This window comes from bacterium, from assembly GCA_008933615.1.
GTDB lineage: Bacteria > CLD3 > CLD3 > SB21 > SB21 > SB21.
In genome coordinates this window covers 58006-77608 of record WBUR01000007.1, presented here as the reverse complement: position 1 = coordinate 77608, position 19603 = coordinate 58006, and the positions used below count along the sequence as shown (strand labels likewise).

General features: G+C 43.2%; 17 protein-coding genes. 10 read left to right on the top strand and 7 right to left on the bottom strand.

The genetic code is table 11. The features are described from left to right. Positions 1-129: 129 nt before the first annotated feature. Positions 130-1791 (top strand): hypothetical protein, encoded by a 1662-nt coding sequence (locus F9K33_04165; GenBank protein ID KAB2880754.1) that lies wholly within the window; start codon positions 130-132, stop codon positions 1789-1791. Positions 1792-1862: 71 nt separating this feature from the next. Then, the gene (locus F9K33_04160; protein ID KAB2880753.1) at positions 1863-2651 is read left to right on the top strand and encodes a DUF1223 domain-containing protein; all 789 of its coding nucleotides are present in this window, start codon (positions 1863-1865) and stop codon (positions 2649-2651) included. A 42-nt stretch (positions 2652-2693) separates the two neighbouring features. Here F9K33_04160 and F9K33_04155 read toward each other — a convergent pair whose 3' ends face one another. Then, positions 2694-4685: a hypothetical protein gene (locus F9K33_04155; protein ID KAB2880752.1), complete on the bottom strand. Its 1992-nt coding sequence runs from the start codon at positions 4683-4685 to the stop codon at positions 2694-2696. 117 nt (positions 4686-4802) lie between these two features. Here F9K33_04155 and priA point away from each other — a divergent pair, with 117 nt between their 5' ends. Next, entirely contained in the window at positions 4803-7343 is a 2541-nt protein-coding gene (priA, locus tag F9K33_04150) for a primosomal protein N' (protein KAB2880751.1), read from the top strand. A gap of 21 nt (positions 7344-7364) precedes the next feature. Further along, positions 7365-8672, top strand: a complete 1308-nt coding sequence (locus F9K33_04145; protein ID KAB2880750.1) for a PAS domain S-box protein — start codon at positions 7365-7367, stop codon at positions 8670-8672. Here F9K33_04145 and F9K33_04140 read toward each other — a convergent pair. The 6 genes from F9K33_04140 to F9K33_04115 all read right to left on the bottom strand — a co-directional run bounded on the left by F9K33_04140 (position 8647) and on the right by F9K33_04115 (position 13282). Next, positions 8647-9003 (bottom strand): DUF309 domain-containing protein, encoded by a 357-nt coding sequence (locus F9K33_04140; GenBank protein ID KAB2880749.1) that lies wholly within the window; start codon positions 9001-9003, stop codon positions 8647-8649. The genes F9K33_04145 and F9K33_04140 overlap by 26 nt on opposite strands. Beyond that, the gene (locus F9K33_04135; GenBank protein KAB2880748.1) at positions 9003-9452 is read right to left on the bottom strand and encodes a CBS domain-containing protein; all 450 of its coding nucleotides are present in this window, start codon (positions 9450-9452) and stop codon (positions 9003-9005) included. The genes F9K33_04140 and F9K33_04135 overlap by 1 nt, the downstream gene beginning before the upstream one ends. A gap of 149 nt (positions 9453-9601) precedes the next feature. Beyond that, a complete protein-coding gene (smpB, locus tag F9K33_04130; protein ID KAB2880747.1) occupies positions 9602-10069 on the bottom strand; it encodes an SsrA-binding protein SmpB in 468 nt (155 codons plus the stop codon). 24 nt (positions 10070-10093) lie between these two features. After that, positions 10094-11074, bottom strand: a complete 981-nt coding sequence (locus tag F9K33_04125; protein ID KAB2880746.1) for a glycosyltransferase family 2 protein — start codon at positions 11072-11074, stop codon at positions 10094-10096. 6 nt (positions 11075-11080) lie between these two features. Then, positions 11081-11878: a DUF4292 domain-containing protein gene (locus F9K33_04120; protein ID KAB2880745.1), complete on the bottom strand. Its 798-nt coding sequence runs from the start codon at positions 11876-11878 to the stop codon at positions 11081-11083. 15 nt (positions 11879-11893) lie between these two features. Beyond that, positions 11894-13282 (bottom strand): tetratricopeptide repeat protein, encoded by a 1389-nt coding sequence (locus tag F9K33_04115; GenBank protein ID KAB2880744.1) that lies wholly within the window; start codon positions 13280-13282, stop codon positions 11894-11896. Positions 13283-13409: 127 nt separating this feature from the next. On the opposite strand from F9K33_04115, the gene sulP reads away from it, so the two are divergent. The 6 genes from sulP to nbaC all read left to right on the top strand — a co-directional run bounded on the left by sulP (position 13410) and on the right by nbaC (position 19574). After that, entirely contained in the window at positions 13410-15131 is a 1722-nt protein-coding gene (sulP, locus tag F9K33_04110; protein ID KAB2880743.1) for a sulfate permease, read from the top strand. 91 nt (positions 15132-15222) lie between these two features. After that, entirely contained in the window at positions 15223-15447 is a 225-nt protein-coding gene (locus tag F9K33_04105; GenBank protein KAB2880782.1) for a translation initiation factor, read from the top strand. A gap of 232 nt (positions 15448-15679) precedes the next feature. Beyond that, the gene (gnd, locus tag F9K33_04100) at positions 15680-16573 is read left to right on the top strand and encodes a decarboxylating 6-phosphogluconate dehydrogenase (GenBank protein ID KAB2880742.1); all 894 of its coding nucleotides are present in this window, start codon (positions 15680-15682) and stop codon (positions 16571-16573) included. A 254-nt stretch (positions 16574-16827) separates the two neighbouring features. Further along, positions 16828-18339, top strand: coding sequence for a glucose-6-phosphate dehydrogenase (zwf, locus tag F9K33_04095; GenBank protein ID KAB2880781.1), 1512 nt, complete (start codon positions 16828-16830; stop codon positions 18337-18339). Positions 18340-18372: 33 nt separating this feature from the next. Beyond that, positions 18373-19035: a hypothetical protein gene (locus F9K33_04090; protein ID KAB2880741.1), complete on the top strand. Its 663-nt coding sequence runs from the start codon at positions 18373-18375 to the stop codon at positions 19033-19035. 14 nt (positions 19036-19049) lie between these two features. Next, complete coding sequence (gene nbaC, locus F9K33_04085) at positions 19050-19574, top strand: 3-hydroxyanthranilate 3,4-dioxygenase (protein ID KAB2880740.1); 525 nt, start codon at positions 19050-19052, stop codon at positions 19572-19574. The last annotated feature ends 29 nt before the right edge of the window (positions 19575-19603 follow it).

The window sequence follows — 19603 nt, the reverse complement described above, 5'->3', positions numbered from 1 at the left end:
TCTATTTTTATAACTTTTAATATCACAAACCGGCTGTCTAAAACGCCGAACTGACGGAATTTCCGTCGACGGAAATTTATTCTTTCTTGATAATTGAATCATTTAGAAATACATTTATAGCACAAAAAAATGGAGATTATAACCATGAAAAAATTTTGGAAATGGATTGGCATTATTCTTGGCAGCCTGATTTTAGCTGTTGTTTTGACCGGGCTATTCCTATATAACAAATACATCGGATTTGTAGATTATCCGTCCGGAGGAATTCTATCTGAAAATCAGGCGAAATACGATGTAGTTTTTTACGATTTAGATTTAACCGTAAATTCAACTGAAAAGAGCATTGCAGGTTGCGTTACAATTAAATTAACTTCGCTAGCAGACAGTTTGGACAAAATTGAGTTGGATCTTTTTGAGCATCTTATTGTACAGGAAACGGAGATGAATGGCGTTCAGCAAAAATTCACGCGCGAAAAGGATAAGTTATGGATCAACCTCAATAAATCACTTAGTGCCGGTGAGGTGATTGACTTCAAAATCGTTTATCATGGACAACCGATGGAAGCAAAACTTCCTCCTTGGAGAGGCGGATTCAATTGGTCCAAAGATGCCAACGGCGACGATTGGATCGGTGTCTCGTGTGAAGGAGAAGGCGCCAAAATTTGGTTTCCCTGCAAAGACCATCCGTCGGACGAACCGGACAGCGTCGCTGTACATATTACAATTCCAGAACCCTATTACTGCGCTTCGAACGGATTACTTCGAAGTATTACATTCCCTAAATCCGGTTTTAGAACTTTCAATTGGGTTACAAATTACCCGATTAATAATTATAACGTGAATATCAGTATTGCAAAATACGATCGGGTTACACGGCAATACACGACGGATCTAAATACGACGATGCCGGTTGTATTCTATGTACTTCCGCAAGATCGTAGTAAAGCCGATGAACTGATCGATATGGCGGTTGACATGCTTACAGTGTACAGAAAATATTTCGGGGAATATCCGTTTGCAAATGAGAAGTTTGGTTTAGCTGAAACGGATTATCTTGGGATGGAACATCAGACACTGAACGCGTATGGAAATAAATTTTCTTATGATATTATTGCCAGAAATAAATTTGATCAACTCATGCTGCACGAAATGGGGCATGAATGGTGGGGAAACAAAGTTACGGTCAATGATTGGGCGGACACGTGGATTCATGAAGGTATTTGCACCTACGGCGAATCGTTGTATCATCTTGATAAGACCGGCGAGAACGGGTATCACGAATATATGCAGTCGATCAAGAGAAGAATAAAGTACCGCAAACCAATCATAATAAAACGAAACGCCAATACGTCCGAATCGTATCACATGGATGTATATTCCAAAGGCGCTTATCTTCTGCATTCTCTGAGATACATGTTAGGCGATTCTCTTTTTTTCAAAACTATAAAGGAATTTGCCACCGATTCTGCTTACACATATCGCAACCGTGTGGTAACAGAGGATTTCATCAAACTGGTGAAAAAAAACTCACCGGTGGATTATACTAAGTTCATTCACAATTTCTTGCACACAACCGAATTACCTGAAATCTATTTACGCAAAACGGATGAAGGAAAGTACGAGATCAGCATCAAGAATATTGATTATGAATTACCTATGGAAGTCAAGACCGACCAGGGTGATTCAAGGGTTTTATTAGGCGCGAATCCCGTTTTCATTCGTTCGACCACAGAACCCCTAATAGACCAAAAAGATTGGTATCTCAAAAACATAAAAAAGGAAAACATGTAAGTTATTTGGAATAGTTCTCTCCGGATCACGTTATGACATGTGATTCACTTACGTTCTAATAAAAGAATTACATGAAAACCAATTTTTTGTTTATCGGCTCCATCGCACTATTTGTTACGTCAGCAATATATGTCAGCATGGTTTTTGTGCCTGCGCAGAGCGACAAGGCCGGAGATGTTATTCCAACGACCTTTGCTGTCGTTGAATTGTTTACTTCGGAGGGATGTTCCAGCTGCCCTGCTGCAGATGAAATATTAGGAAAGCTTCATTCCGAATATAAAGAAAATAATCTCCCGGTTTATGTCTTGGCCTATCATGTTGATTATTGGAATTATCTTGGTTGGAAAGACGATTATAGCAAAAAAGAGTATACTCAGCGCCAGTCCCGCTACGGTGAAGTGTTTTCACTGCAAAGCGTGTATACGCCGCAAATGATTGTGAACGGTTCGACGGAGTTTGTCGGCTCCAATCGCTCTCGAGCAGAAACGGCCGTCAAATATGCATTAAGCAGACAAGCTGAAGTTCGAATCGACCTAAAAGGATGTTTTATTATAAATGACAGCACAATTAAGGTAATCTACGCCGTTGACAATTTTCTTGCAGACATGGTTCTGAATTTTGCCGTTGTAGAACGCGGGCTGTCAAGGGAAATCAGACGCGGAGAAAATGCAGGAAGAACACTGAAACACCATAATGTCGTCCGCGCTTTTCAAAACACTAAAGTCAAAGGCCAAAGCGAAATGACGATTATCGTTCCGCCGGAAATGGTTTTTAAAAACGCTGCACTAATAGTTTTTGCTCAACATTCGTCTTCTATGAATATAGTCGGTGCAGCCGAGCTGGAAATTTCCATAAAATGACAAGAAAATCAAATTTGCAGGTGAAATAAAATCTCGTCGGAGCTATTTTTTTAGCTGTTCCCGTGCTGATGAAGCGATAAAATTTTTGTGAACCAGTTCTGCGTCGTTGATAAGTTTAACAACTTTCAAGTCAGTAAGATATTGATTCGTGTCCGATTGAAGTTCCTCAGGATCCATTTTACCTTCCATCAAATTATCCCTGCGGGTTCTGAGTCCTACAACCACCTCATCAAGTCTGCTTGATAATTCGTGATGCGTTTCAGAAGTAAAAGATTGCTGGATCACTTCCAGGCGAAATAATCTCTCAGTAAGAATCCCTAGCAGTTCACGCTTGACTCTGCTTTGAACGCTGATTTGTGCAGCCGCCATAGATGCGTCCTTCTGCAGTACATCTATAGTATGAATGAGTTCATCCAACGTGATCGTTTTGCCTTTGTACTGATCTTGAAGCGCTGAAAGTTGCGCCGTCAAAAAAACAACAGTTAAGCTTTTGATCGAAATATCTTCAATACTATAAATTCTGGATTGAATGCGGTCGAGGATCTGATTCTTGGTCAAACTCATTACCCCGGATACAAGATATTCCCGCTTGATATAAATTTCCAAAATGATATTTAGCTCAAGCGTATTGATCAATTCCGGCCAATACGATTCGTCAGCAATTTGAATAAGCCCGGGGTTTTCATAAACATGCTGTTCGACTAAATCTACAATAGCAAATTGCCGGTTAAAGGCATGACATTGCGAGAGCCGGTTGCGTATGCCATTGAGAAGCGAAGGCCTGTCGCCTTCGTAATCTTCTAAATAAGCATCTAAACGTGAATACAAATAAGTTAGTATTAGCTGTTCCAACGTGACTCGATCACCCGATTTCTCATTTGCCTCAACTACTTTTCTGAGTTGGCGCCGGAACGTTAGTATCGTTTTCCGGAAAACCTGATTATGATGGTCGCATTCACCCAGAATTTCAAAAAAAGAAAAAATATCACGTTGCAGTATGGTCAGCGGGGCAAATTCCTGTGTAAGTAATTTAATCTGGTCAATCATGGCCAGCAGTTCTTCCACAGTGTGGCCGCTCTCTTCCGGGTTATCCAGGCGGTAGGTGATGGAAATAAGCGCCAATGTTTCATCCTGCAGTTCACTTACGTCGTCGAAAATATGATGCGCTTCGGAATACAGCTCTGCCAATTCCATATCCGACTTAGACAATTTCTCATCGGTGACGTACTGCTCCAGCGCGATCTTTAACTCAGTATCATTGATCAGTTTCAGCCAGAACTCTTTGGGTTTGTTTTTACTCTCTTCAACGGAGGCGGACTTGAAAAAATAACGTTCCAGCTGTCGAACGATTATGAATTGGCGCTTCATGTTATTGCATAGTCCGATACGATTGGCGATTTCAGATATCATGTCTTCGTCAAGACCGTAGTCGCTGATCACCACCTGCAGGACGGTATATAAGTACAAAGTAACCAATTCTTTTAAATTCATCTCCCCGCGAAGAGCTTCCTGCCGGGCTGCATTTTCAGCGAGGTAATTGAGTTGAAAAACCTTTTCAAGAATTTCGTCTACACTTAATTCCATTTCAGCGATGATGCTGATGAACTTGGAGGTATCCCCTTCCGTAATCCCGGATTCAAGCAGCATGTCGGCCAGCGAACGTCCATCATTGTCTGAATAAAAAGAGCCGTGAATGAGACGGTTTAATTCCTCGGAAGATCGGCTTTTAAGTCCTTGAACGATATTCTTTGCCGCGCGCTCATGTACACCCGACTCGATGAGCCAGGCTTGAAGCTTGCTTACATCAAGTAATTCAAGGATGGCTTCGACTTTGAGATGGCCTTTTTGATTCGATTCGCGATCGCTGAGAATTTCACTGATATTTTTCCGAAATGTTCGTAAAAGATCCGGAGAGAGAATTTCGATTTGCCTGATAAACGTCTTTATGAAATCATCCTGCGGGCGGCCAGGAATGTCCAGACGCAGCAAAGCGTCAATGCGTTCGATTTCGATGTTTTTAACGGAGGCAGACATGAAGATTTGGTACGTGGATAATTGATTCGCGTCTAAATATAAAGATATTTAAATCCATTTCAATGGATATTTGAGTCGGCTATTTGCATTTACACTGACAGATAAATATATTGCTGCATGACAGAATCACACCTATTTGCCGAGATTGTTTTTCCCATTCCACTGAACAAAAATTTTACTTATGAAATTCCTGAAAATCTCCGGGAACTCATCCAGGAAGGAAGCCGTGTCATTGCTCCTCTGGGAAACAAGAAAACAACCGGATACGTCATACGTCTTCTGAAAACATCCGATGTGACCAACTGTCTTTCCATTTATGATATTTTAGATCTATGGCCGGTTTTTTCATCAGAACTTCTCTCATTGGCGCAATGGATTGCAGAATATTACATGACGCCGGTCGGACAAGTGCTTGACAGTATGCTGCCGCCGGGGATGGACAGACGCAGCGAAAAAATATTTACGCTGACAGCATCCATCGGAGAATATGAAATTCAAACATTAAAGAAGACCAAACCGGTGCAGTCAAGAATACTGAAAGCATTGTTTGTCTATAAAAAACTATCGCTGAAAGCCCTAATTAAAAAAGTCGGCACAAACAATCTGGCAAAAAATATCGATGAACTGAAGAAACTGCAGATTATCAGCGAACAAGACGTGCTAAGCGATTCTGACATAAATGTACGATTTGAAAAATACGTTCGATTTTCGCCGGCATTAACAGACGAACCGGAGCGTATTGACGCTGCGATGGAATCGCTGGAGAAGCGATCACCTAAACAAGCGGAGCTATTAGCCTACTTAAAAAATTGGACAGAAGAACGCATCTCTTCCGAGGAAGAGACAGAAATACGCCAATCGGATTTGTTACAGGTCAATAATGCACCACTTTCTGCACTAAAAGGACTATCGGCCAAAAAATTAGTGACCATATTTGAAAAGGAAAAAATTCGTAATCCTTATGACTTTATTCCGGAAAAGCCAAAACAGCTGACGCTCAATACCGAACAAAAAAATGCCGTTACGGTTATTGACGAGGCGATTCAAAAAAGCGAATATAAAACCTTTTTGCTGCATGGAGTTACCGGCAGCGGGAAAACGCAAGTCTATATTGAATCCATCAAGCGCGTATTAGAATTAGGCAAAACAGCTATCGTGCTTGTTCCTGAAATTTCACTGACGCCCCAGGCCGTGCAGCGCTTCAAAGCGCATTTCGGAGACCTTGTGGCAGTGCTTCACAGCCGTATGTCGATGGGAGAACGGTTTGATTCCTGGCGGAAGCTGCAAAGCGGTGACTACAAAATCGTTATTGGCGCGCGCTCGGCGATATTTGCGCCCATGCAGAATCCGGGTCTGATCGTCGTTGACGAAGAACATGAAAACACGTACAAACAAAGCGATTCCGTTCCCAAATATCATGCCCGTGATAACGCTGTCATTCGCGGAAATCTCAATAAAGCCGTTGTCATTCTCGGTTCGGCCACGCCGAGCATAGAATCCTACTATAATGCTCAGAGCGGAAAATATACGCTGTTGGAACTGACAAAACGAATTGACGGCGTTCCGATGCCTAAAGTGGAGATCGTTAACTTACGTAACGAAAAAAACATTCACACGGAGGGATGGAAACCGGTTTTTTCAAAACCGCTTCGTGAAGCGATGCAAACGGCATTACGGTATAAGCAGCAAATTATCCTTTTTCAGAACCGCCGCGGTTATGCAAATTATGTGGAGTGTTACGATTGCGGATTTATCGGGGAGTGTCCTCACTGTTCTATCACGCTAACTTTTCACAGTCATCAGTTTAGATTACGCTGTCATTACTGCGGCCATACGATCCCGGCATACCGCGAATGCCCGACATGCGGCAATGCGTATATATTAAATCACGGAATAGGAACCCAAAAAGTTGAAGAACAACTTAAAGACATGTTCGGCCCCGATTCGGTAGTACGTATGGATCTGGATACAACAAGAACAAAAGGCGCACACGGCAAGATTCTGGAAAAATTTCAAAGCGGTGAAGCGCCTATTCTCCTTGGAACCCAAATGGTTGCAAAAGGCCTGGATTTTGAAAACGTGACGGTGGTCGGTGTAATTTCTGCAGATACCAGCTTACTTCTCCCGGATTTCAGGTCATCGGAAAGAACGTTTCAGTTGCTCACGCAGGTTGCAGGTCGAGCCGGACGAAAAGATAAATTGGGTAAAGTTTTTATCCAAACCTACAATTCGGAACGTTCTGCGATCGTATTTGCTCAGAACCACGACTACGCTTCATTTTACAAAGAGGAAATCGATTTTCGCAGGGAACTGATGTATCCGCCGTTTAGCAGGCTTGTTCTAATTCAATTCAAAAGCCAGGATGAGAAGAAAGTTGTTGAACATGCCGGACATTTTTGCGATATTCTCCGCGACGAAATTGGACGCAGGTCATGGGTTAAAAATCAATTTGATCTCATGGGTCCGGTATCGGCGCCCATAGCGAAAATTAGAAATCACTACCGTTGGCAAATCTTGATCAAAGTAAGTAAGTCGTTTGATAAATCAGGCGTTCACACACGCAGGCTAATCTCAGAAACCCTGTCACGCCATGATGCGCAGTATCGCGATGCTAAAGTACAAATTGGAATTGAAATGGATCCCTACAGCCTGTTATAAGGCGATTAGAAAGACGAATGCATGAGTAAAAGGTTCGAAGAGAAAAAAGAAGCTTTTGAATTACTCAATAAGGAATTGAGCGACCTGATTCCCCTTGATCAGCGCATTCAAAATCGCAAGGCGGAAAGAAAAGAATCCGGCGACGCCCAAACATCCACGACCCCCACGCCGGCCAAGGGTATTCCGAAGGAATGGCTTGAAGAACAGCGCGCACTGCACGAAAAATATAAACTCATCGAACGCGTTTATAAGTTTTATCGCAATATCATACAAAATATGAGCAGCAGTATTATTTGTATGGATATGAAAGGGGCTATCACTTTTGTGAATGTGAACGCGGCTAAAACGCTGGATTATAAGATCGAAGAACTGCTCGGAAGAAATATGATCGACATCGTAGCGGAACCGGAGAAAAACGGTAAAATCATTGACCTGATGCTGATCGAAAATAAACGATTTGAAAGTAAGGAAGTCAAATTAATTTCAAAATCCGGAAGCGTTATTCCGATCGGATTCAGCACAACGCCGTTGAATGAAAAAACAGAGCAGATCGGCGTGATCATTACCTTCCGTGACTTGACAGAAATGCAGTTGATGCGCAAGCAAGTAGAACGCATGGACCGATTGGCCACGATGGGCGAATTGGCAACCGGTATTGCCCATGAAGTAAGGAACCCGCTCGGCGGAATCAAGGCCGCGGCGCAAGTGCTGGAAGAATCGTTTGAAGAAAATGACCGGCGGTTGGAACTGGTTAGCCGCATCGTTCGTGAAATTGACCGCGTCAATAATTTGCTGATGGATTTCTTCAAATTTGCCAAACCGGTCAAACCGGCACGTAATTATTTTAATGTGGAAACGGTCATTGACAGTATTTATCTGTTGATAGCTACTCAACTAACGAATAAACAAATTATTTTTAGGGAAGAATTTTCAGACGTTGTTCCGCAGATATATGCCGATCAGCATCAGGTGGAACAGGTCTTAATGAATATTTTTTTAAATGCGATCCAGGCCATGCCCGAAGGCGGTAATCTGACTGTAAAGACTTACACGACTACGATCGGCGATCTTCCGCATCTGCATTGGTCGGATGACCTTTTTGATAAGAAACTTCCTTTTGTAGCAATCGAAATCGCCGATACCGGCTGCGGTATTCCGGAAGAAAGCCTTGAAAAAATATTTAATCCGTTTTATACGACAAAAAACGAGGGTATGGGGCTGGGATTATCTATTTGCAGCAGGCTGATTGCGGAAAATAACGGAAACATTCACGTTGATAGCGAGGTCGGGGCCGGCTCAAAATTTATCGTAATGCTTCCGACGCGGTAAAGTTGATTTTCGGAAAATGAGGAAAAGTATCAGTGGCTACCGTTTTATAGAACTCAGAGAGATTTGTTCTTAACTTCTCATCATACACGTTTAATCGTACGCCATTCAGTTTTATCAATCCCTTCTCTAATTGCCTGCGATATCCGACATTATTATTCTTGCGGCGATGTAATAGAGCGGCGGCCATGTGTATAATTCCCTGCAATAAGTTTCTTTGTTCCTCATCCTTTTCAGTCAGCCAGTTAACTTCAAGCGTTTCGTGGCATTCAAAAAAATTTTCCTCGTTAAATTGGCGCAAAGCCTTTTGCCACAGTACGGGGTCAATACTCATTAGAGCATCGAGTTGGGCATGTCATGAATATATGCGTTCATCATTTTAATTTCTTCTGTTCCCTCCGCGATCTTGATTTCCATCAAGTCGCGCATAGAGACCATGCCAATCAGTTTTTCCCCATCCACGATAGGGAGATGGCGCGACCGGATCTTTTTCATTGTTTCCAGACAGGCGTCGTAAGCTTCGCCGGCATTGCCAACTGCAACATTTTTTGTCATGACATCGTCAATCTTGGTCGTCTTCACATCTAAACCTTCCAGCACCACTCGTTTCATCAGATCCCGCTCGGAGAAAATGCCGCGCAATCTTTTTGTCTGAAGATTATCCACGATGACGACGGCGCCGATGTTTTTTGAAGCCATGAATTGGATGGCATCATAGATAGACGACCCCAGCGCAATACAATACAGTTCCCGCCCGGAGATAATATGGCTGACTGTTTTCATAAACAACCTCCTTCAAAAATAGTTGTTAATTTAAAGCAGAATATATACGAAAAATATGATCGAAATTAATTTTGGAAGCGGATGAACAAGTAGAAGTGATAAACCAACATAATGTACAAAAGTTTTTAATGCAACGAAAATTGTACGCGTTATTTCCGCTTTAGTTCCCTCTGCAGCGAGCGGTCGGCGTCCCGTTTGGCGATAGATTCTCTCTTATCGTAGAGCCTCTTGCCCCGTGCGACGGCCAATTGAACTTTGACGATGTTTTTTTCGTTAAAATACAATGAAAGCGGGACGAGCGTCATACCTTTTTCCTCAACCTGTCTTTGAAGTTTTCGAATCTGAGCGCGGTGCAGCAACAGTTTTTTGGGTCGGTATTCCGGATGGTTATTAAGATTAGCCTGTTTATATTCGGGTATGTGGACGTGATAAAGGATTACTTCGCCTTTTTCGATACGCGCGTGGCTGTCCTGCATATTCACTTTGCCTTCCCGCAGGGACTTAACCTCACTGCCCAATAACGCGATACCTGCTTCGATCGTGTCTATAATTTCGTATTCGTGACGCGCTTTTCGATTGGTAGCAATAGTCTTGATGTCGGATTTTTTTTCAGGCATTGGGAAGGAAAAGGTTAAGTGTGTCTAATCGATTTTTTCCCGGATAGGAAATTCCCGCTGTTTCTGAAAATGATGCGTGATCATTTCACCGATAAGCCCGGTGGTAATGATCTGAATACCAACCAACACGAGAAGAATACCCAAAAAGAGAATCGGGCGGCTTCCGATAGGAGAGCCCATGAACCATTCGACGGTGAGATAGGTATTGATGCCTAAACCCATCATAAGAAAAAAAGTGCCGATCAAACCGAAAAAATGAAGCGGACGTTTCGTATAACGGGTTAAAAATACAACAGTAACGAGATCCAGAAACCCTTTTACAAAACGTGACAGGCCGAATTTACTATAGCCGTACTTTCGAGGATGGTGTTGAACGACGATTTCTGTGATGCGCTGGTACCCTTCCCATTTGGCCAGCGCGGGAATGTACCGGTGAAGTTCTCCGTATAAACTCACATCCCGTACCACCTCGCTTCGGTATCCTTTAAGTCCGCAATTAAAATCGTGCAGCGTGATCCCCGTCATCACGCGCGTAACAAAATTAAAAAATCTCGACGGAATCGTTTTGCTGAGAGGGTCAAATCGTCTTTTCTTCCAACCTGAAACAAGATCGAATCCTTCTTCGAGCTTAGTTATCAGGTTAGGAATTTCTGCAGGATCGTCCTGTAGGTCTGCATCCATAGTGATCACATAGCGGCCCATAGCTATTTTAAAACCTTCGGCAAGTGCGGCCGATTTACCGTAATTTTTCCGAAATTGAATAGCCTTGATAAAATCATACTTGGATTTTAACTTATGAATCACTTCAAAAGACCGGTCGGTACTTCCGTCATCAATATAAATTATTTCGAAAGAACGATTCATACCCGCCATTGCAGCTTGAATTCTGTCTGTCAACTCCGGCAATGATTCTTCTTCGTTGAGTAAAGGGATAATCACGGAAATATCGAGTGACGGTTGTTCTCTTCGCGTCAATACACGAGCGGTGTCTAAAGGGTTACTCATAGTAATTTAGTTTTGTTCAATGATCTTAACATCGTCCGGATACCTGATAGTAAACAAGTTACTGTTAAATGATTTATTCAAAGTGCGCACGTTAAAAAAAATACTGAGCAGATCTTTTTCGTTGGGCTTGATAATTCGGACATAACGGGGCATAAAATTTCCGTCGATATTTTCGAAACGTGAAAACTCTTTTTCCATAAACAGCGTTCCGTCGTTATCAAAATGCCTGATCCGGGCTACGGCGCATTGTGCATAAGGGTCTATCCATATTTTTTTCGTTTCATTTGACATTCGGAAAGTCATGACATAATAAGACTCGTCCGTTGTAAATTCCGAGAGATGAACAAGGTCGTTTTCTTTAATTCGGGGCAGGCCGATTAGCAGTTCGACCATTTCATCAAAACCGATATCGTAATCAAAAGTCTTACGAATCGCAGAGGCGCTGGTCGCACCATGAATCACATAACGATTAATAATATTGTATACGACAAAAGTTCTTCTGTTAAGCGACGCTTTAAGTCCGTCTATTCCAAGAATGCCTTCAATTTTGATATAAATGGAATCCGGAAATTTGACGGCAACCTGCGCGCTGAACTGATTGGCGGATTTAGGCGATTCAAGATTCAGCGTAGTTACGGCTTTCATGTAACGTAGACTCTTGCCGTTTTCATTATTTTTACGCACCAGATCCATCGGTTTAATTCCATCAACTGTTACCGGTTGCCTAATGATTTCTTTTGGCGGAGCGCAGCTTGTACCTAAGATAAGTACAGATATAAAAATGAGTGTTAGTAGCTTTTGCAAATAATTCCGTTGCCGTTAGTGAATAGTTGAATTCAGTTTTTTCTTAATAGTTTCGTTTTCAGGGTTCAATTGAAGCGCTTTTTGCCAAAACGATTTTGCTTCAGGATAGTTCTTCAGCTTAGCGTGTATGTCGCCCAGATGGTCAGCCACTTCCCAACTCCCGGCGTTAGTTTGATTCGCCTGGAGCACGAATTTTAGGGCGAGTTCATACAAACCCATCTGATAATATACCCACCCCATGGTATCCAAAAAATGCGCATTGCCCGGCGCTATTTTCAAAGCCTTTTGCACCATCAGCAAAGCCTTTTCGAGATTGATACCGCGCTCGGCTAAGCTGTAACTGTAATTGTTTAAGATGATGTCGTTTTCCGGCTCCAAAGTAAGTATTCTCTCGAATAAGGAATCTGATTTATCTAACCATTTCTTTTCCTGATAAAGCGGAGTCAAGAGGCTCATGGAAAGCACATCTTTATGGTTAAGAGAAATTGCTTTTTCAAAATACCGGATCGCATCGTCGTTTTGTTTCAGCTGACTGAACGAGAATCCGAGCGAGCGTTGCACTTCGGGAATATTCGGTGTAATGGCATCCGCTTTTTTGAAAGCAGCGATGGACTTTTCGTATTGACCGGATTGCAAGGACAGACTACCGACGCGGAGCAGAATCATCGGGTTGTTATCCTGAAGATCGCTAAGGGTTTCATATGTTGATAAGGCTTTAGGAAATTCTTTGTTAAACTCGTATGCCTGCGCCAATGCTTCCAGGATAAAAACGTTATTAGGATCGCCCGACCTGGCTGTGGAAAGGACGTTGGCCGCTTTATCAAATGCCTTATTTTTCATATACAAATCGCTGAGCTTCAGAGTGAGTAAGGTATTTGGGCCGAGGACATTGAGCAACGTCGTATAGTGAGCTGCGGCTTCATTCCATTTCCCCTGAATTTCGTATATGGTGATCAAACGGTAATGCACCTCCACATGCGCAGGATCAATTTTAACGATCCGCTCCAGGGTGGTAAGGGCGGATTCAAATTCATGTTTTTGAATTTGAATTTCAGAAAGCAGTTCTAGCGCCGCCACGTGGTTGGGTTCCCGCGAAAGTATTTTTTGAACAATGGGGAGGCTTTTCTCAGGCTGCCCGGTTAGCATAAAATTATCCGCTAAAGAGGCATACATCGTATTGGACGAGGTATCGAGCATAATGGCCATCTGAAAATCCCTTGATGCGGCATCCAGATCACCCGCCATTTCATTGATCAGTCCGTCAATGTAGCTTTTGACTGCTTCGATCTTATATGGGTCCCGGGCGTGCGCTTCTTGTTTAGAAGAACGTTGCGCTGAACCTGAACCCACGCAACCCAAGAATGCAACAGAGAGCATCCAAACATGTAGAATACTTTTTGTCATGAAAACAAATATATTTTATTTCGGTCTAAAAAACAAACAATTGTTGTTTTCATAAATTGGGATTTGAATCCAAGAAGAGGACTATGTATATTGTCCTCCATTAAAATAATTCAAGAGGCTCTGAACAATGTTTGTTCCAAAACTTTTCACGGCTCTTCGGGAGTATTCGAAGCGTCAATTCATATCCGACCTTACTGCCGGCACGATTGTTGGGATAGTTGCTCTTCCGCTGGCCATTGCCTTTGCAATTGCATCCGGTGTTTCACCCGAAAAGGGCTTGTATACTGCGATCATAGCCGGATTCATTATTTCGTTTTTAGGCGGAAGCCGTGTTCAGATCGGAGGTCCGACGGGGGCGTTTGTCGTCATCGTCTACGGCATTGTGGAAAAATACGGATTGAATGGCCTAACGATCGCAACGGTCATGGCCGGATTTATTTTGATTCTGATGGGTATGGCCAAGCTTGGCGGTTTGATCAAATATATTCCGTACCCGATCATTACCGGATTTACCAGCGGAATCGCGGTGATCATTTTTTCGTCGCAGATTAAGGATTTCTTTGGGTTGCAGATGGATTCGGTTCCAAGCGAATTTGTTGAAAAATGGGAGTCCTATTTTTTGCACTTTGATCAGGTTAACTTCCATGCATTCGGAATCGGAGCATTATCCCTTGCAATTATCTTTCTCTGGCCGCGTGTCAATCAGAAAATTCCAGGCTCATTGATCGCGCTCATTGTTTCCACATGTCTCGTTCAGTTTTTTGGAATTAATATAGAAACCATCCACAGCCGCTTCGGAGATATTCCCGATTCTCTTCCTTCCCCGTCTTTTCCAACTTTGAACTGGTCCCTGATCGCCGGTTTGGTCGCGCCGGCGACTACGATCGCATTGCTGGCGGCGATCGAGTCCCTTTTGAGTGCGGTGGTTGCGGACGGGATGATCGGCGGGAGACATCGCTCCAACATGGAATTGATCGCGCAAGGCACGGCCAACATTTTCTCTCCTATCTTTGGAGGCATTCCCGCTACCGGCGCCATTGCACGTACGGCAACAAACATCAAGAACGGAGGCAGAACGCCGATTGCCGGAATCGTTCATGCGGCAGTGCTTTTTCTAATCATGCTCCTGTTTGGGAAATGGGCGGGACTGATCCCTCTCGCATCCTTGGCGGCAATACTTATCTACGTTGCATACTATATGAGCGAAAGGGACGCATTTGTTGCTGTCATGAAAGGGCCGCGAAGCGATGTGCTAGTCTTATTGACCACATTTTTTTTAACGGTGTTTATCGATCTGACCGTTGCGATTGAAATCGGAATGATACTGGCCGCATTTTTATTTATGAAACAAATGGCCGACGTGACGAATATTCAGATTTTAAAATCGGACATAGAAGATAAAGAGGAAATGCCAGATCTGAATGCAGTACAAAAAAGGTTCATTCCTAAAGGCATCGAGGTGTTTGAAATCAACGGCCCTTTCTTTTTTGGCTCGGTGGATAAATTTCATGATACGATCAATTTTGGTTCTAAGGGCCCAAAAGTGCTTATATTGCGCATGCGGTTTGTTCCTTACATGGATGCGGGCGGCCTGCATGCATTGGACGAGGTTCGCGCGCGCTGCCAAAAGAACAAGGTATTTATGCTCATATCGGATATACATACACAGCCGCTCATCGCGGCGGAGCAATCGGGTTTCATGAAAAAGATGGGCGAGGATCATTTTTTTGGAAACCTGGATGACGCGCTGAATTTCGGCCGTCAATTAATGGGGCTTACGCCGGTGGATAGCACGGGCGAATTTGAAGCAACCGTTGCGCGCGAAAGGAAAAAACAAAGTGAGCTATAAAAATTCAAATATCGTTTATTCCACCGATCCGAATTTTAAGCCTGAAGATAAAGACGAAAAAGGTATTCATGAAAAAAGCCATATTCTACGGATGTCGCTGGATCGCAAACAGCGTGCGGGAAAATCGGTAACGCTGATCGAAGGATTTAAGGAATCTATCGAAGATATTGAAGCGCTGGCGAAGCAACTCAAAGCAAAATGCGCAACCGGCGGAACGGTAAAAGACCGGAAAATCGAGATTCAGGGCGATCACCGCGTCAAGATCGAATTGTTCCTCGGCCAGTTGGGATATAAAATCAAACGTGTTGGAGGATAAGCGTAATGATTAATGAATAATGACAAAATGATTATTTATTATTCATTAATCATTATTCATTATAAAGAATTCTCTTTTCTTTGTGAATTAAATTAGACAAATTGGTTCATCATTCCCATAGGCACTCAGACAGACATTTTCATTCCTCTCCAATTACGCAAGAAAATTGACTTTCAATTTTTGAATATTCTACTTTTAACTTTTTTTGAAGTTTAAAACGAAGGAGGTTTCTATGCAGCTCGGATTTATTGGTTTAGGAAAAATGGGCGGATTTATGGTTCAGCGCCTGTTGAAGGATAAGCACGACGTAGTGGGTTTTGACCTCAGCGCCGATGTGGTTAAAAGCGTTGCTGAAAAAGGCATGACGCCGTCCACGTCGATGGAAGATATGGTGTCAAAACTCAAAGGCCGTAAAGCCGTGTGGGTTATGGTTCCATCCGGCAAGGCTACGGAAGACACCGTCCTAAAACTTGCAGGACTTCTGAGCAAAGGGGACATAATTATTGATGGAGGAAATTCGTATTACAAAGACGATGTTCGCCGATCAAAAGAGTTGAAAGAAAAAGGTATTTGCTACGTGGACGTCGGAACGAGCGGCGGCGTGTGGGGGCTGAAGAACGGGTACTGTATGATGATTGGCGGAGATAAAGCCGATGTGGACTATCTTGATCCGATATTTAAGACATTAGGGCCCGTCGACGGTTATGCATATATGGGCTTACACGGTTCCGGCCACATGGTAAAAATGGTTCACAACGGTATCGAATACGGTCTGATGCAGGCGTATGCGGAGGGTTTTGAGATCATGAAAGCATCGGAATATAAACTGGACCTGGCCAAAATTGCCGATCTCTGGATGCACGCATCCGTCGTACGCTCCTGGCTGTTAGAATTAACAGCAGAAGGGCTTAAAGCCGATCCGGAATTGAAGGAACTCAAGGGATGGGTGGCCGATTCCGGCGAAGGCCGGTGGACGATCTGGGAAGCAATGGAGAAAGACGTGCCGGCTCCCGTCATTACGTTGTCTCTATTTGAACGGTTTCACTCACGCCGCCCGGAAAGTTTTGCCGCTAAAATGCTTGCCATGATGCGAAACCAGTTCGGCGGACATGCGGTAAAGAAATAATTTAAAAATTGTAAAGACTCTTTACTTTTTAAGAATTGCCAAAAAGGCACAAGAACACAAAGTAAGACAAAGAAAATTTTTTTGTATCCTCTTGATTCTTCGTGACTTGGTGTCCATCCAGAGGCCGGCATGCTTAGTGGCATAAGAATAATGAATGCAGAGTAGTTACAAACTTATTAAAAACCACCTCCATATAAGAAGTCAATTCGATTTTAAAAGGAATATCTATGTCAAATATGCGTGCGGATGAAGCCCTGCGCCAGGTAAAAACGGATGCGAAGGGCGGAACATGTTCCATGGTGATATTCGGCGGATCGGGCGACCTTACGCGGCGAAAGATTCTTCCGGCTCTGTTTAACTCCGCCAAAGAAGGCATTCTTCCTGAGCATTTCACTGTGATAGGATGCGGGAAGCCTCTGATGACGGTGGAGGAATACCGAAAAATAGTCAGCGAAGCTTTACTAAATTTTGCTAAAGCTGAGAAAGCGGACCAAAACGTATTGAGGCATTTTCTTGAGAATGTATTTTATGTTGGCGGCGGATTTGAAGAAGACGCGTTATATACCCAACTGGACGAACTTATTCAAAAAAATTGTAAGGCCAGAACCTGTTCGGATAATCGGATTTATTATCTTTCTACGCCGCCAAGTGTTTTCCCGATTATCACACATCAGTTGTCGCAGCACGGTATGTCGCGCGTTGAGGGAACAAATTACTGGCGACGCATAATTATTGAAAAACCATTCGGACGTGATCTGCAATCGGCACGTGAGTTAAATGCGGAAATTGCCAAAGCATTCGAAGAGTGGCAGGTGTACCGCATTGACCATTATCTCGGCAAAGAAACGGTGCAGAACGTTATGGCTTTTCGTTTTGCTAACGGTATATTCGAACCGTTGTGGAACAGAAATTATATAGATCATATTCAGATTACGGCAGCGGAAAGCCTGGGGGTTGAAGATCGCGGCGGATATTATGAAGAAGCCGGCGCTCTGCGGGACATGATACAGAATCACGTGTTGCAGGTCATGACGCTGGTAGCAATGGAGCCGCCAAGCACGTTTGACGCTAATGCCGTTCGGGATGAACGCGTCAAAGTCATGCGCGCGATTCGCCCGATCAAGGAGGATGATGCGGATAAATATTTTGTGCGCGGACAATATGCCGCGGGAGTAGTTCATAACGAAATGGTGTCGGGTTACCGTCAGGAATCTAAAGTGAATCCGGAATCGGCTACGGAAACTTTCGTTGCGGCGAAATTGTTTGTTGACAATTGGCGCTGGGCAGGCGTACCTTTTTACCTTCGCACCGGAAAAAGAATGCCACGCCGGGACAGCGAAATTGTGATTTTCTTTAAAAGAACGCCTCACATGATGTTCACTCATGCCTCCACAGAGGAAGTTGCACCCAATGTTCTTGTCCTGCAGATCCAGCCGGATGAAAGCATTACCATGAGTTTTGAGGCGAAAGTGCCGGGTCCGGATATGAACCTTAAATCGGTCAACATGCATTTTGCATATCAGGAAGCATTTAATGCCGAAATTGCCGAAGCGTATCAGCGTCTGATTCTCGATTGTATGCGCGGAGACGCTACGTTATTTATGCGTAAAGATATGGTGGAAGTAGCCTGGTGGCTTGTGATGCCGATCCTGCAACGTTGGCAAAAAAATAAACCTAAAAATTTTCCAAATTATCCCGCAGGCACTTGGGGCCCTCTTGAGTCGGAACTTTTGCTAACCAACGACGGCAGAAAATGGCGGACGTAATCGAAATAATAACATCTAACTTTCTTTATAAAAATGTTTTTTGGAAATAAAAACGCTAAGTCGATCCGTGATGAGGATAAACTCTGGGCGGGACGCGCCCGTAAATATGACGGCATTCTGGAGGACTGCGAAGCTCTGATCAAGGAACAGAATCTGGTTCTTGTCATTTTTCATTTTAAAGAAACGAAAGATGAAATTCAGACGCTGCTCCATAACCGAAAACGCACGTGGGTTGAATTTAAGTCTGCGCTGGATTTACAAAAATGGATCGATGGATACTATGCTGATAAAATCTGCATGATTAGTTCAGATATGATCATTGACGATATAACAGAAAACGATTCGCCGATTTATTCAGAAAAAAGCTTGTATGTTATCGTGGCCGAACATTATCCGCTATTCGAACGGGATGAGGACGTCATTGCATGGACTAACCGGTTGTCCTCCGGCACGGTGTGTTATCATGAATCCCTGGATTCCGAGCTCATGAAATTATTCGGCTCAGACAAAATCTTATCTCTTCTTGAAAAAATGAATTGGGACAAGAATACCTTTATGAGCCATTCCTTCATTACGAAAGCGGTTGAGAATGTACAAAAGACCATTTCAGAAAAGGCTAACGGTGACGTTCGCTCGGATTCGGCAGAGAAATGGTTTGAATACAATTACCCTCCTTTAAATTCTATTCAAAGTTAACGAAAGGAATTGTTATGGGAAAACTTGCGGCATTTAATTTTAAAAAATGGATTGACGAACACCGGCACTTCCTTAAACCGCCTGTCGGAAATCAGGTAGTATGGAAAGATACGGAATTTATTATCATGGTTGTTGGAGGGCCGAATGCGCGGAAAGACTATCACTTCAATGAGGGAGAGGAATTTTACTATCAGATTGAAGGAAATATGATTTTAAAGATCATCGAGGCCGGCGAGCCACGGGATATTCCGATCAACGAAGGAGATATTTTTCTTCTTCCGCCCAGGACACCGCATTCCCCGCAAAGGCCTGCGAATAGTGTTGGGATGGTCGTGGAACGAAAACGCGATGAAAAAGAATTGGACGGATTTCAATGGTACTGTGAAAAATGCGGAACAAAACTCTACGATGAATACATTCCATTAACCGATATTGTTTCACAGCTTCCGCCGATATTCGAGCGGTTTTACAATAACGGTTCAAACTGTACCTGTAAAAAATGCGGAACTAAAATGGAAAGACCGGTTCTGAAACAATAACAAAGCAGTTTGAAATTTCATTTTCGATT